The organism is Flavobacterium cerinum (assembly GCF_004028155.1).
Classification (GTDB): domain Bacteria; phylum Bacteroidota; class Bacteroidia; order Flavobacteriales; family Flavobacteriaceae; genus Flavobacterium; species Flavobacterium cerinum.
Window position 1 is genome coordinate 327,164 of the sequence record NZ_SBII01000002.1, and the last position, 12,892, is coordinate 340,055.

The 12,892-nt window shown below is 36.3% G+C and carries 16 protein-coding genes; 5 read left to right on the forward strand and 11 right to left on the reverse strand.

Annotation, left to right across the window (positions count from 1 at the left end):
• Positions 1–17 precede the first annotated feature (17 nt).
• On the reverse strand, positions 18–851 hold the full coding sequence (locus EPI11_RS04465) for an energy transducer TonB (protein WP_128388750.1): 834 nt from the start codon (positions 849–851) through the stop codon (positions 18–20).
• A 135-nt stretch (positions 852–986) separates the two neighbouring features.
• Here EPI11_RS04465 and bla point away from each other — a divergent pair, with 135 nt between their 5' ends.
• Complete coding sequence (bla, locus tag EPI11_RS04470; RefSeq protein WP_128388751.1) at positions 987–1,727, forward strand: subclass B1 metallo-beta-lactamase; 741 nt, start codon at positions 987–989, stop codon at positions 1,725–1,727.
• Between the two features lie 5 nt (positions 1,728–1,732).
• Here the strand turns inward: bla and EPI11_RS04475 are convergent, their stop codons facing one another.
• The 5 genes from EPI11_RS04475 to recF all read right to left on the reverse strand — a co-directional run bounded on the left by EPI11_RS04475 (position 1,733) and on the right by recF (position 6,332).
• Positions 1,733–2,296 carry an RNA polymerase sigma factor gene (locus tag EPI11_RS04475; RefSeq protein ID WP_164879107.1) on the reverse strand — a complete coding sequence of 188 codons (564 nt, stop codon included), beginning with the start codon at positions 2,294–2,296 and terminating at the stop codon, positions 1,733–1,735.
• Positions 2,287–3,393 (reverse strand): glycosyltransferase, encoded by a 1,107-nt coding sequence (locus EPI11_RS04480; protein ID WP_128388752.1) that lies wholly within the window; start codon positions 3,391–3,393, stop codon positions 2,287–2,289. The genes EPI11_RS04475 and EPI11_RS04480 overlap by 10 nt, the downstream gene beginning before the upstream one ends.
• A 70-nt stretch (positions 3,394–3,463) precedes the next feature.
• Entirely contained in the window at positions 3,464–4,477 is a 1,014-nt protein-coding gene (gene murB / locus EPI11_RS04485; RefSeq protein WP_128388753.1) for a UDP-N-acetylmuramate dehydrogenase, read from the reverse strand.
• 47 nt (positions 4,478–4,524) lie between these two features.
• Complete coding sequence (locus EPI11_RS04490) at positions 4,525–5,196, reverse strand: DUF2461 domain-containing protein (RefSeq protein ID WP_128388754.1); 672 nt, start codon at positions 5,194–5,196, stop codon at positions 4,525–4,527.
• A gap of 56 nt (positions 5,197–5,252) precedes the next feature.
• Complete coding sequence (gene recF / locus EPI11_RS04495; RefSeq protein ID WP_128388755.1) at positions 5,253–6,332, reverse strand: DNA replication/repair protein RecF; 1,080 nt, start codon at positions 6,330–6,332, stop codon at positions 5,253–5,255.
• A gap of 145 nt (positions 6,333–6,477) precedes the next feature.
• Here recF and EPI11_RS04500 point away from each other — a divergent pair, with 145 nt between their 5' ends.
• The 3 genes from EPI11_RS04500 to EPI11_RS04510 all read left to right on the forward strand — a co-directional run bounded on the left by EPI11_RS04500 (position 6,478) and on the right by EPI11_RS04510 (position 9,255).
• A complete protein-coding gene (locus tag EPI11_RS04500) occupies positions 6,478–7,251 on the forward strand; it encodes a tetratricopeptide repeat protein (RefSeq protein WP_128388756.1) in 774 nt (257 codons plus the stop codon).
• Positions 7,252–7,253: 2 nt separating this feature from the next.
• Entirely contained in the window at positions 7,254–7,745 is a 492-nt protein-coding gene (gene ribH / locus EPI11_RS04505; RefSeq protein WP_128388757.1) for a 6,7-dimethyl-8-ribityllumazine synthase, read from the forward strand.
• Between the two features lie 142 nt (positions 7,746–7,887).
• Positions 7,888–9,255 carry a serine hydrolase gene (locus EPI11_RS04510; RefSeq protein WP_128388758.1) on the forward strand — a complete coding sequence of 456 codons (1,368 nt, stop codon included), beginning with the start codon at positions 7,888–7,890 and terminating at the stop codon, positions 9,253–9,255.
• A 328-nt stretch (positions 9,256–9,583) separates the two neighbouring features.
• On the opposite strand, the gene EPI11_RS04515 is transcribed toward EPI11_RS04510, so the two are convergent.
• The 5 genes from EPI11_RS04515 to EPI11_RS04535 all read right to left on the reverse strand — a co-directional run bounded on the left by EPI11_RS04515 (position 9,584) and on the right by EPI11_RS04535 (position 12,065).
• Positions 9,584–9,931: a hypothetical protein gene (locus EPI11_RS04515; protein ID WP_128388759.1), complete on the reverse strand. Its 348-nt coding sequence runs from the start codon at positions 9,929–9,931 to the stop codon at positions 9,584–9,586.
• Positions 9,932–10,010: 79 nt separating this feature from the next.
• Positions 10,011–10,334: a hypothetical protein gene (locus EPI11_RS04520; protein ID WP_128388760.1), complete on the reverse strand. Its 324-nt coding sequence runs from the start codon at positions 10,332–10,334 to the stop codon at positions 10,011–10,013.
• 66 nt (positions 10,335–10,400) lie between these two features.
• Positions 10,401–10,775: an iron chaperone gene (locus EPI11_RS04525; protein ID WP_128388761.1), complete on the reverse strand. Its 375-nt coding sequence runs from the start codon at positions 10,773–10,775 to the stop codon at positions 10,401–10,403.
• A gap of 59 nt (positions 10,776–10,834) precedes the next feature.
• A complete protein-coding gene (locus tag EPI11_RS04530; protein ID WP_128388762.1) occupies positions 10,835–11,308 on the reverse strand; it encodes a VOC family protein in 474 nt (157 codons plus the stop codon).
• A 22-nt stretch (positions 11,309–11,330) separates the two neighbouring features.
• Positions 11,331–12,065 carry a DNA alkylation repair protein gene (locus EPI11_RS04535; RefSeq protein WP_206619092.1) on the reverse strand — a complete coding sequence of 245 codons (735 nt, stop codon included), beginning with the start codon at positions 12,063–12,065 and terminating at the stop codon, positions 11,331–11,333.
• A gap of 283 nt (positions 12,066–12,348) precedes the next feature.
• Here EPI11_RS04535 and EPI11_RS04540 point away from each other — a divergent pair, with 283 nt between their 5' ends.
• The gene (locus tag EPI11_RS04540) at positions 12,349–12,837 is read left to right on the forward strand and encodes an N-acetyltransferase (protein ID WP_128388764.1); all 489 of its coding nucleotides are present in this window, start codon (positions 12,349–12,351) and stop codon (positions 12,835–12,837) included.
• Positions 12,838–12,892: the final 55 nt, after the last annotated feature.

The following is a 12,892-nucleotide window of genomic DNA, read 5'->3' on the forward strand; positions in this document are numbered from 1 at the left end:
ATTAAGGGGCTGTTTTATTAATGAACTTTTATTGTAATTGGGAGATTATATGCGGTTCTTACAGCTTTGCCGTTTTTCATACCAGGTTTCCATTTAGTTGTTATAGACTTTAATACCCTTACAGCTTCTGCGCCCATGCCTAAACCTGGGTCGCGGGTTGCTTTTATAGCGGTTAGGCTGCCATCTATTTCTACGACAAAAGAAACATAAACTTTCATTGTTCTTGCAACATCAACCTCAGGGGTTCTAAATTTATGAGCAACCTGATCGTAAAATTCCTGAATACCACCTGGAAATTGAGGAGCCACATCTACAAAGGTTTCAATAGTGCCGCCACCGCCACCACCTGAATTTAGTGTAAGACCAGTATCTGTTCCCGGAGGAGTGCCTGTTGGCGCTGTTCCGGTTAGAGTTCCGTTAGAGTCTCCTGCACTTGTTGTAGAGCCTGCATTTGTGTTAAGTACAGTATTGGTGTCAGGTATGTCAGTAGGAGTTGGGTCACTTGTTGCTACGAGCGATGTGTAAGCAACTGTTGGTTGAGAAGATGTAGTTCCTCCTGTCGGTTTTGTAACTGCTGGTTTGGGCTGTTCTACTGCTAAAGGCTCAATATCTACGAGTACTGTTGTTTGTGGTAAGGTTAAAGATGAGTCTGAAACAATAGCTTCATCCTTAAAGTAATTTATCATTGCTGGAATAGCAACTAAAGCACACATAAGCGAGATTCCTGCAACAAGAGCAATTCCTGTTGTTTTAGAGTCATCACGGCGCAATTGATAAGCGCCATAGTCTTTGTTTCTGCCTTCAAAAACAAGATCGATCCATCCTTGGTTTACAATGCTGACTTTTGACATAATAAGGTGATTTTGGGTTGTTAATAGCTTTTATTTACTAAAACGATTTCGTGTAAGAGATTATTGTAATAAATATCATAAATATTTAAAAATTAAATAATCTCTATTGAAGTTCCTAATTTTTATCTTTGCATTATGAAAAAGATATTTATTTTAATTCTAGCTGCGTTATTCCCGGTTTTGGCAATAGCTCAAAAAGGAAATACAAAACTAAAGTTTGCAAAGGTTACCGATAACATTTATACCTATACTACTTACCACTTTTTTTCAGGAAATCCTTTTCCTTCTAACAGTGCTTATTTACTAACCAATGATGGAGTTGTGCTTTTTGACACTCCGTGGGATGAAACACAGTTTCAACCGCTTTTAGATAGTATTGAAAAAAGGCATAATAAAAAAGTAGTGATGTGTATTGCTACTCATTTTCATGATGATAGCTCGGCAGGGCTTGAATATTATACCGGTAAAGGAATTAAAACCTATACTTCTAAACATACAAAAGAGTTGGCTGTTAAAAATGGTAACAGCCAGGCGAAGTATACTTTTGAAAAAGATACTGTTTTTAATGTAGGTGGTTATCGTTTTGAAACTTTTTATCCGGGCGAAGGACATAGCCCTGATAATATTGTAATATGGGTAGAAAAAGATAAATTCCTTTTTGGAGGATGCTTTCTTAAAAGTATCGAAAATAATGATTTAGGGAATCTTGAAGATGCTAATACCAATGTATGGAGTGAATCACTTTTTAAACTTATGAAGAAATATCCCAAGCCCAATTATACCGAAACCGGACATTTTTCTGGTTCCAAAGGCTGGAAGTCGGTTAAGCATACCTTAGAGCTTGTTCGTAAGTATAAAAACAAAGAGAAAGGATAAAAGGATTACTTTTTTGTAATGATTTCTGCCAGTAGTTTTTTAGCTCTTAGTAATTTTACCTTTACATTGTTTAAAGGTTCACTAAGCTGATCGGCGATTTCCTGATAGCTCAGTTCCTGAAAATAACGCAGCTGTATTACTTCCTGGTATTGCGGTTTCATCTGTTTAATACATTCTAACAAACTAGACAGGTTTTGTTCCTTAATAAGTTTGTCCTCAGGAGAAGGAGAGGTGTCGGCTACATTGTAAGCCTGGAGGTCTTCCTCATCAGTAATCTCTATAAATAGAGACGAACGTTTTTTACGCAGTAAATCGATATGTACATTTTTCGCAATGGCAATTAGCCAGGTATTAAATGCATATTCAGGATTATAAGTAGCGATCCGGTCAAATGCTTTAGCAAAAGTTTCTATAACAATGTCTTCACTGTCGGTTTCGTTTTGAGTACGCTTCAGCATAAAACCATAGACCTCATTCCAAAAAAAGTCCAATAAAAAAGTAAAGGCAACCTGGTCGCCCTTTTTTGCCTTTTCTATATTATTTTGTATGATTTGTGAGGTTATTTCCAATGTGATGGTTTTGAGAACAGGTTGGTAAAGAACACATTCAGTTGAGTGAAGATAAGAATAATTTCTATAACCGGATACCAGTAAACAGTATCTTTTTCCTGTAGTTTAGCTGCACTGTAACCCATAGTTGTCCAGCTTGCAATATAGCGTACTACAATAACAGGAACAACAAACATCCAGTTAAACTGTAATGCAAGAAGTAGTATGGCTAATAGTAAAAATGCCAGTTGCGACATAAAGAACAATCTAAGCTGAAACTTGTCAAACGGACGTAAAAAGCGAGCAGTAAATACCTGTCTTCTCTTTTGAGAATGCCATGCTTTAAATGTTTTTTTAGGCTCAGTATAAGTAAAACTTTCCGGCGTATAGCAAATTGTAGTATTCTTTTTAGTAGCTGCCTGATTAAGGAATAAAGCATCTTCACCCATACGGATGTTCATGTGGTCAATATATCCGTTTACTTTAAAAAATTCTTCCTTTTTGTAAGCAAGATTTCTTCCTTCGCCAGAGAATGGCCTTCCAGCTTTTGCCCAGGCAAAGTATTGAGTAGCGGTAAGCATATTATCAAAACGGATAATAGTATTAAGCAGTGATTTTTTTACTTTTTCATAACCGCCATAACCTAATATGATCGTTTTACTCATAGTAAACTGAGACGTCATTTTTGTTATCCAGTCTCTTGAAGTAGGGTAACAGTCGGCATCAGTAAATAAAAGATATTCTTTTCGGGCCGCTTTTATACCTAAGGTAAGGGCATATTTTTTATTACCCCAAAACGCTTCATTGTTGGCTACTTTTACCAGTTTGATATTTGAGTATTGTTTTTCAAATTCTTCAAAGACGTCTAACGTTTCATCGCTTGATGCATCATCTATAAGTACAATTTCGAAATCTGGGTAATTTTGTTCGGCCAATAAAGGAATGAATTTCTTAACCTTTTCGGCTTCGTTCTTAGCACACACAATTACCGAAACGGGTATGCGTTTAGGGTTTGCCGTCTGAGGTTTTATAAAAGCAAATTTTCCGAATATCCCCAGGTAGTATACCAGTTGTATTAGAGTAATTCCGATAAAAATGTAAAAAATAATGTTTAGCATATAGGCTAATTGGGGGTTATGTTTTCGAGCGCAAATTTACGTTCAAATATAGTTAGACCACAAAAAATATTTAAATTATATTCACTTCTGCTTCAATGCTGATTCCGAAGTTTTCTAAAACGGTTTTTTGTATGTTTTTAGATAATTCTAAAATTTCCTGCCCGGTTGCGTTGCCATAATTTACCAGTACTAATGCCTGTTTGGTATGTACACCAGCGTCGCCAAAGCGTTTACCTTTAAAACCGCTCTGTTCAATAAGCCAGCCGGCAGGTACTTTTACTAAGGTGTCGCTAACAGTATAATGTGGCATTAATGGATGTTCTGCGTGGGCTTTTTCAAAATCTTCAATTGGAATGATAGGGTTTTTAAAGAAGCTCCCACTATTTCCCAGTTCTTTAGGATCAGGCAATTTACTGTGGCGAATGGCTGTTACAGCATTGCTCACATCTTTAATAGTAGGTGTGGTAATGCCATTGTTAGCCAGTTCAGCAGTAATATCTCCGTATGATGTATTTATTTTATGATCGCTCGTAGTAAGCCTGAAGATTACCGATACAATTACATATTTATCTTTTAGCTGGCCTTTAAAAATGCTTTCGCGGTAAGCAAACTCGCATTCTTCTTTGGTAAAGGTTTTTATTTGCTGCGTAGCAATATCCATAGCCTCACAGGAAACAAAAGTATCTTTGATCTCAGTTCCATATGCACCAATATTCTGGATAGGGGTGGTGCCTACATTACCGGGAATAAGCGACAGGTTTTCCAATCCGCCAAGGTTTTGGTCTATCGTATATAATACAAACTCATGCCAGTTTTCTCCGGCCATAGCCTTTACATTGGCGTGGCTACCTTCTCTTGATACGACCTCTTTACTTTTAAGATCTACATGGATTACCAATGCATTAATATCCTGAGTTAGCAGCATGTTGCTGCCTCCGCCTAATATAAATAACTTTTTATCCTTATTTTCTTTGAGCACCTGTGCAAGTTCAGCAACAGTATGCACCTGTACAAATTCTTTAGCAAAAGCACTGATGCCAAAAGTATTGTGGTTTTTTAAAGGGTAATGAGAAGCAATTTCCATGATAAAAGCGTAGTTGTTTTGTGATGCAAAAGTAAAGTTTTAAAACCTTATTCGGTAGTAAGGCCGCGGTTTAAAAAATCAACCAGTGGTTTTAGTACTAATAGTTTTTTAGCCGTTTCAGTAATGAAATCTTTACTAGTGAAATCTTTATCAGATAGTTTAGCCGTTGCGGTAAAGCTTTTTAGTTTAAGGAAAGCTATAGCAGGATGGTCTTTATCATAATCTTTAGGTGATGTTTTAAGTGTATTCTTCTCGTCACTGTCAAGGCCATTATAAAGTTTTTTAAATTCCAGAGCGGCTACAATTTCTTCAAGATCCTCGTAGAAGCCATCGATTTCACGGCGTATTTTTTTAAGGTCATTGGCATCCGGCATATGAATACCTGCCGCAATGAACCCTGCGCCTTTTTCTATATGCACATAATATCCGGCAAGATTATCGCTTTTTGAACCCGGGCTTATCCATATGCCCATATTGGTTTTATAAGGTGATTTATCTTTAGAGAAACGAATGTCTTTATTAATACGGAACGAGCAGTCTTTAAATTCCAAATGGCTAAGAGTAGAATCGCTTTTGCTTAGCTCGGCAATAAATGCTTCGGTAATTTGTTTGTATTCTTTCTTAAAACCGGCATATCGATCCTGATTTGCCTGAAACCAGTCACGATAATTATTTTCTTTTAAGTCGTCTAAAAATAGTAGGGTATCTTTTGATATCATAACGCTGTTTATGTTATAATAAATGTATGATTTTTATTTTATCCAGCCATGTTAAGTTACATGTTAAAGATAGTGTAACTCTGGTGGGTTGTTTTAATGATAGCTTCAGTACGTTCAGAATGGGTATCAGATATAAATATCTGTCCAAAAACCTTATCGTCTATCATTTGTACGATCTTAGAAACCCTGGTTTCATCCAGTTTATCAAAAATATCATCAAACAGTAAAATAGGGAGCACGCCGCTTTGTTTTTTAATAAACTCAAACTGAGCAAGCTTTAATGCTATTAAAAACGATTTCTGCTGTCCCTGCGACCCGAATTTCTTAATTGGATGTCCGTCTATCTCAAATAAAAGATCGTCTTTGTGGATGCCTACGCTGGTATATTGTAAAACACGGTCACGCTGCAGGCTTTCATCAAAAAGAGTTAACAACCTTTTAGCATGCAGGTGGCTGTCATAAACCAAACTCACATTTTCGGCAGAATTAGTGATCTGCTGATGGTGTTTATTGAAGATAGGAATAAAATCTTCCAGAAACTGTTTTCTTTTTTCAAACAAACCATGACCCAATCCGTCCAGCTGTTCATTATATATAGATAAAGTGTCTTTGTCAAACTTATGATTAAGGGCAAAGTACTTTAAAAGAGCATTGCGCTGCGCTACAACCTTTTGGTAATTGATAAGTTCCTGCAAATAAGAAGAGTCCTGCTGTGATATTACAGTGTCAATAAATTTCCTTCGGGTTTCACTGCCTTCTACAATAAGATCATTGTCAGACGGGGATATAATAACAAGCGGAATAAATCCTACATGTTCTGAGAATTTATCGTAAATCTTGCCGTTTCGCTTCAATACTTTTTTCATTCCCTTCTTCAGGCTGCATACAATTTGCTCTTTTCGGCCCTCTTTTTCAAAAATACCGTCTATTACAAAAAATTCTTCACCATGTTTTATGTTTTGTACGGCAAGGGGGTTAAAATAACTTTTACCATAAGCAAGGTGGTATATGGCATCGAGTACATTTGTTTTGCCTACGCCGTTTTTCCCAGTAAAACAGTTGATTTTAGGGTCAAATTCATAATTTGCCTCGGCAATATTCTTATAATTTAATAAAGATAAATTCCTTAAGTACATTTGGTAAATGGATTCCTGATTGTGAGAACCTTGTATAAATTAGGGCTTTTTTTGAGAGAAGGCGCAAATTATCGAAAAATATCTACAAAAGGTATTTTAATATTCAATAAAAATTTTATTTTTGCCACTCACTAAAATAAGATAAATGGCAACGTATAACAAACGAGGGTATAAAGCTCCAAAACCTACAGAGATCAATGAAGTTGAACCTGAAGAAACTTTTGACGGTAAAAGTACTACCGCAGAAGTATTTAATACATTAGACCAGGGCGCTTCTAAAACAGAAGAGTGGGTAGCCAAAAACCAGAAAGGTATTTTCATCATTGTTGGTATTATTGCTGTTGCTATGGTTTCTTATTTGGTTTATGATAAATTTTTAGCAAGTCCAAAAGAAGATACCGCTGCAGATGATATGTTCCAGGCACAACAGTACTTTACACAGGCTGTAGATGCACCTGCTGCAAATGATTCTCTTTATAACCTAGCCCTTAAAGGAGGTGAAGGTAAATTAGGATTTCTTGGAATAATAGAAAACTATTCTGGTACAGATGCTGCAAACCTTGCACATTACTATGCAGGTACAGCATACCTGAACACAGGTAAATATAAAGATGCAGTACAGCACCTTGAAGAGTTTAAATCTAAAGATGATGTTTTAACAGCTATGGCTAAGGGCGCTACCGGTGATGCTTTTGCTCAGCTTAAACAAAACGACGAAGCACTTAAGTATTATGCTGCTGCTGCAAAAGCAAGTGATAATGATTTAACTGCACCACGTTTCCTTTTTAAAGCAGGTACTATAGCACTTGCTCAAAACAAAAAAGCAGACGCGCTTAAGTTCTTTAAAGAAATACAGGAAAAATATAGCTCATCGGCAGAAGGCGCAAGCATTGATGCTTATGTTGCAATGGCTGAATAAATATGGCTACAGTAAATAAAAATTTATCACAGTACGATAAAAACACAGTCCCAAACGCGAAAGATTTTCGGTTTGGGATTGTTGTTTCTGAATGGAATGAAAATATAACCTCTGGTCTTTATAAAGGAGCTGTAGAAGCATTGCTTGAAAATGGGGCACAGCAGGGAAATATTATATCATGGGATGTTCCCGGCAGTTTTGAACTTATTTATGGTTCTAAAAGAATGCTGGAAACTCAAAACGTAGATGCCGTTATAGCAATAGGCAGCGTAATACAGGGAGAAACCAAACATTTTGATTTTGTATGCGAAGCTGTTGCACAAGGGATTAAAGATCTTAATGTACAAACAGACATACCGGTTGTATTTTGTGTACTTACCGATAATAACCTGCAGCAGGCTATAGACCGAAGCGGAGGAATTCATGGTAATAAAGGTACCGAAGCCGCAATTGTGGCTATAAAAATGGCTTTCTTAAGAGAACAGACAAAATAGTATAAAGCACTTACTGCTTGTAAAAAGCCTTCCCATTTGGGAAGGCTTTTTTTTGATACCCAAGTTAAAATTATATCTAAGAGTCTGTAACAATTACTGCATATTTTGCGACTATTATGTCAATCAATCAGAAACAAAAATTATGAAACGTATTTTTTTAGCCCTAATAGCCTTGAGCTGTTTAGGAGCCAAAGCACAAGATAAAGTAAAACAAATTGACTCATTATTCACTTCCCTTCATAGTAAGGGGCGTTTAAACGGAAACGTATTAATTGCAGAGAAAGGCAATGTAATTTATAAAAAGAGTTTTGGGCTTCGCGATGAAGCAAACAAGCTTCCGCTGGATGAGAACTCTGTTTTCGAACTGGCATCAGTATCCAAACAGTTTACAGCTATGGGTATTGTGATCTTACAGGAGAAAGGCAAATTGAAATATGAAGATAAGCTGTCAAAGTTTATTCCCGAACTAAGCTTTTATGGCGATATAACCGTGAGGCAGCTGCTTAATCATACTAGTGGACTTCCGGATTATATGGATTTGATGGAAGCCAATTGGGACAGGACTAAAATAGCAACCAATAAAGATATCATCGCACAGCTTGTTCAGTATAAGCCTGAGCTTCTTTTTACCCCCGGAGCGAAATATGAATACAGCAATACGGGGTATGCCCTTTTGGCTTCTATTATACAAAAAGCTTCAGGAACAACTTTTGCGGATTTTCTTGAAAAAAATATTTTTGTACCTCTTAAAATGGATAACAGTTTTGTATACAGTCGCAGGCTGGCTCCAAGAGATATTAAAAATTATGCTTACGGTTATGTTCCTGATGATAATGGAAAAATGACATTGCCTGATAATCTATTGAATTACAATATGGTGATCGCATTGGATGGTATTGTTGGTGATGGTAATGTTAACTCTACAGTTATCGACCTGCTTAAGTGGGATAGGGCTTTGTATACTGATAAGCTGGTTTCAAAAAAATCGATTGAAGCGATATTTACGCCACCAACCGATATTGTTAGTAATTATGGCTTTGGATGGGAAGTAGAGAAGCTTAAAGACTTTGGTAAAATAATAATCCATGACGGCAGCTGGCCAGGTTATATAACATATATAGAACGGCATATTGATGACGATAAAACGATTGTTATATTATGTAATAATTCTACTGCAGATGTGCCAATAGGTACAGTAAGAAAGCTGCTGTATAATATACCGATTAAAATAAAAAGACAGGAAATAAAATTGACAGAACAGGAGATGCTGTCTTTTGTTGGAGAGTACAGTCTTGCAGAAGGTATTGCTATGCAAATTACATATGATAACGGCCTTAAGGCACAATTGCCTGGACAGAAGAAGTTTGACATTTTTGCAGAAAATAAAACGAAGTTCTTCTTTAAAATAACTGATGCCCAGGTTGAGTTTTTCAGAGATGAAAAAGGTGCTGTTTCCAAGATGGTATTGTATCAGGGAGACAGAGAAACGCATGCACCTAAGATAAAATAAAATATTTTTTATAAATAAAACATCAGTAAATAAAGGCCTTTCCGAGTGGATAGGCTTTTTTTTTGAAAAAAAAATAAAAAAAATAAAACCAAAAAACCATGCCTTACGTATATACTCTAAAACGAGTAGATTAAAATTAAAAAAATATACGTATTCGTCCCCTAAAATAAAATAAGCCATTTAATTAAAGTAAGGTGTGGTTTTTTGGCTTCCCCTTTTTTTCCTACCAGAGAAAAAGGGTTTTTTTATTTTATGGAGTGATATAAAAGCACAAAAACCAGTGAAGATTCTTCACTGGTTTTTGTTTATGTAAAAGTGCTATCTTACTTTAAGATGTCTTTTTAGCCTCAGCTTTACTTGCACAGCATGATGATCCTTTAGCTTTGCATGCTTTTTTATCAGCTTCGCTTTTTGGAAGTGCAGCTTCTGTTTTTGCATCAGCTGTCATATTAGCTGCTTTAGCATCACATTTTGCTCCTTTAGCTGTCGCGTCACATTTAGCACCCGTAGCTATTGCAGTAGTTGCTGTAGAAGCCGAAGCCGTTTCAGTAGTTGCTTTTGTGTCAGTACCAGCTGTTTTCTTAGAAGCACAGCATGCATCTTTTTTTGCTTCCTGAGCGTTTGCACTTAGGCTGAATGCCATAAAAAATAAAAGTGTAGCGATTATGTTTTTCATAAGTATAGTATTTAAGTATTGTTTTTAATTGTTTTATTTTGCCCCTCGGGTGATGTTTCTTGCATAAAATTGAGGTAAACTATATAAACTTTGGCGGATGCCAAATATCAAAAGTGGGTGGTGAAATAAATATTCGTTTTAAACTATAATTGTTTTTAACGCTGCGTTCCGATAAGAACTGAGCAGGCAAATTATAGGAAGCAGAGAATATAAAAGTTTTGAAACAGCAGGTAAATGGTGTGCAGTTTTGTTTTTGGCACCCATCTTCGTTTTCAGCAAGCGGACTTTCTGAGCACATCTTTTTGCAGTTTTCTAAAGAAAATTTAGCACGCAGCATTTTTATACCGGGCGTTACTGCCAGGCTTAAAATATAGAAGCTTATCATGAAGGCTAAATATTTCATTCTGTCAAATATATAAATTTGCTGCAGAAATCAATATTTTTTGTGAATTTTATAGAAAAAAACTGACTACTTTTTCTTTTTCATTAGTGCTTTGTCTATGTTTTCCTGAGCCCTGAATTTTACGATCTTTGTAATAAGCGCCTCCGGAAGGGGTTCATTAAGTGGGAATTGTATAGATCCTTTCCCTGTTTTATAAGCTGAAAGTTCTTTTTGAAAAGCTTCATTACCGGATGGCAGTGCATAAAACCCAATATGATTTTGAAAGGCAGCAAAATGTACAAGGATTCCGTTTAATTTAAAAGTAGGCATAGCATAGCTAATAGCTTCTATTGCTTCGGGAGCGGCTTTTTGAATAATGCTTCGTATTTGCTCTAATAGCTTTTGTACATTCTCAGGAAATAAAGCAATGTATTCGTTTATATCATTAGGTTTATTGGTCATGCTAATAGTATTTATCTTCTCCTCCAAATTATTAGGAAAGAAGGAGAAGAGTTTATGTTCTATCCGTTATAGGCTTCTTTTAATTTTTCAAGATCCAGTTTTCTCATTTGCCACACGGCATGCATTACTCTTTGCACTTTTTCCGGGTCTTCGTCCAGCATCATTTCGCGCAGGTCTATAGAAAATATCTGCCACGACAGCCCATATTTATCCTTAACCCATCCGCACATGCTTTCCTCTCCACCATCGGCAGTAAGTTTCTCCCAAAAGAAATCAATCTCTTTTTGGTCAATGCAGTGTATTACAAACGAAATAGCTTCACTAAATTTAAAATGAGGCCCTGCATTTAATATCATGAATTCCTGCCCTTCAAGATCAAATGTGGCGGTCATTATAGATCCTGCCGGCATAGGTGATCCTTCGCCATAGTGGGTAACATCTTTTACTCTGGCACTATCAAATATAGAAGTGTAAAATTCTAACGCTTCCTCTACTTTGCCATTAAACCATAGGCATGGTGTGATTTTTTGCATAGTATATTAGTTTTAGTTGTTGTTATGATATTGGAGCGGCCTTCCTTAGACCCATATAATATTCTTTTTCTTCTTTATCCAGATGTTCTATTGCATACCGTAACATCGTTCTTGGCATGGTTGCAGCATGTTTGTCTAAAAATGCCAGTAATTCCCGTCGGTGTTTAGAACCGCCCGCATGTCGGAGCCATCCGCCTGCGGCTTTATGAATAAGATCTTCGATATCGTTCATCAATATTTCGGCAATTGTAAAAGTATCGATGATCTCACCCTGCTTTATAAAATAGCCAGTGCTCACAATAGCTGTTCGGCGTTCCCAAATGTTATCAGATATAGCCAGTTTGTAAAGAATATCCCTTGGTTTATCAAAGAGGTAGCTGCCTACCACATAAATAGCTGCCCGGTCTACTAAGTCCCAATTGTTTATCCTGTCATGCCGCCTTATGTAGAGATCAAATAACTCCTTTTTTCTGTCCGCAGGTGTTTTCTTGGAACGTGCCTGAAAATCCATAATGCTAACCCCACCCACACGAACCTCGTGTACAGGGCTTTCGAGCAGTTTTTCAATTTCAGGTAATTCCATATTCATGAATTCTTTTGCCAGATCAAAAACCAATCCCATGCGTACACCAATAAAGATATCACTCTCACTGTATTCGGCTTTATCCGATTTAAAGTAACGCTGAATCTTTTTTAATTCATCATCACTCTGTAATAGGTTTAGTCGTGTTATAAATTCCTGGGCTGTATTTTGCATCAGATTAATTTGGTACTATAACAAAGTTAATCAATGTAAATATTATTACTGCGGTGTAAACCTGACAATAAAAGGGGTGAATTGAGACAGACTAAAAAAGTATTGTTATCTTGTAAGTTGAAATTTTGATACTATAAACAGAAGCCAATTAAAAAAATAATCTGCGTGATTTGTGCAATTATAGCGGTGTTTTGTCTAAGTGTTTACAGCTAAGTGTTTATTATTTTTACAATTAGTTTCAGTGTTCGATCATCACAATCAAAAATCATTTAAAAATTTTTACATGTCCATCATTATTAAATTTATAGTTGCCAGCGAAGACAATGCCCATAGGGTCTCTAAAATGGCAATAGATCATTATACAAGGATAGATCAGCAAAAAGATATACATAAGGAGTATTCTGTTTCTACTTTCCTTAACAGCGCTAATTCATTTACCAGAGAGTGGCTTATGTCATTTAACGTAACGGGAGAAGAGGAAAACAGGGAGGAACAGCCGTTGGCATTCATGGAATTGGTTTCGGCTAATATTCCTAAAGAAGCAGAAGGGGGTAAGCCTTTGTATATTGAAAAATCTATTTATGCCACAAATGGCGAAGGATTAAAAGAAGTACTTAACAGGGCAATTGAAATTGCAAAACAACGCAGGCACGATGTTCTTTGGGCTGAAATACCTAGAACAGATGCTAAAGTAAAAGAAGTATATGAGGCATTAGGTTTTGAAGATGCCGGAATTACAGGAGATAAGCAGCTGCTTAAAAAAGCAGTGTAGTATTGTTATGGTTAATTTTTGGAGTTTTCTATTGAACTAAAAAGCCTTTAAAAGT

Excerpts from the sequence above, each read along its gene's own strand:
- EPI11_RS04465 (WP_128388750.1), bottom strand. The coding sequence starts at position 851 with ATGTCAAAAGTCAGCATTGTAAACCAAGGATGGATCGATCTTGTTTTT.
- bla (WP_128388751.1), top strand. The coding sequence starts at position 987 with ATGAAAAAGATATTTATTTTAATTCTAGCTGCGTTATTCCCGGTTTTG.
- EPI11_RS04480 (WP_128388752.1), bottom strand. The coding sequence starts at position 3,393 with ATGCTAAACATTATTTTTTACATTTTTATCGGAATTACTCTAATACAA.
- murB (WP_128388753.1), bottom strand. The coding sequence starts at position 4,477 with ATGGAAATTGCTTCTCATTACCCTTTAAAAAACCACAATACTTTTGGC.
- EPI11_RS04490 (WP_128388754.1), bottom strand. The coding sequence starts at position 5,196 with ATGATATCAAAAGATACCCTACTATTTTTAGACGACTTAAAAGAAAAT.
- recF (WP_128388755.1), bottom strand. The coding sequence starts at position 6,332 with ATGTACTTAAGGAATTTATCTTTATTAAATTATAAGAATATTGCCGAG.
- EPI11_RS04500 (WP_128388756.1), top strand. The coding sequence starts at position 6,478 with ATGGCAACGTATAACAAACGAGGGTATAAAGCTCCAAAACCTACAGAG.
- ribH (WP_128388757.1), top strand. The coding sequence starts at position 7,254 with ATGGCTACAGTAAATAAAAATTTATCACAGTACGATAAAAACACAGTC.
- EPI11_RS04510 (WP_128388758.1), top strand. The coding sequence starts at position 7,888 with ATGAAACGTATTTTTTTAGCCCTAATAGCCTTGAGCTGTTTAGGAGCC.
- EPI11_RS04515 (WP_128388759.1), bottom strand. The coding sequence starts at position 9,931 with ATGAAAAACATAATCGCTACACTTTTATTTTTTATGGCATTCAGCCTA.
- EPI11_RS04520 (WP_128388760.1), bottom strand. The coding sequence starts at position 10,334 with ATGAAATATTTAGCCTTCATGATAAGCTTCTATATTTTAAGCCTGGCA.
- EPI11_RS04525 (WP_128388761.1), bottom strand. The coding sequence starts at position 10,775 with ATGACCAATAAACCTAATGATATAAACGAATACATTGCTTTATTTCCT.
- EPI11_RS04530 (WP_128388762.1), bottom strand. The coding sequence starts at position 11,308 with ATGCAAAAAATCACACCATGCCTATGGTTTAATGGCAAAGTAGAGGAA.
- EPI11_RS04535 (WP_206619092.1), bottom strand. The coding sequence starts at position 12,065 with ATGCAAAATACAGCCCAGGAATTTATAACACGACTAAACCTATTACAG.
- EPI11_RS04540 (WP_128388764.1), top strand. The coding sequence starts at position 12,349 with ATGTCCATCATTATTAAATTTATAGTTGCCAGCGAAGACAATGCCCAT.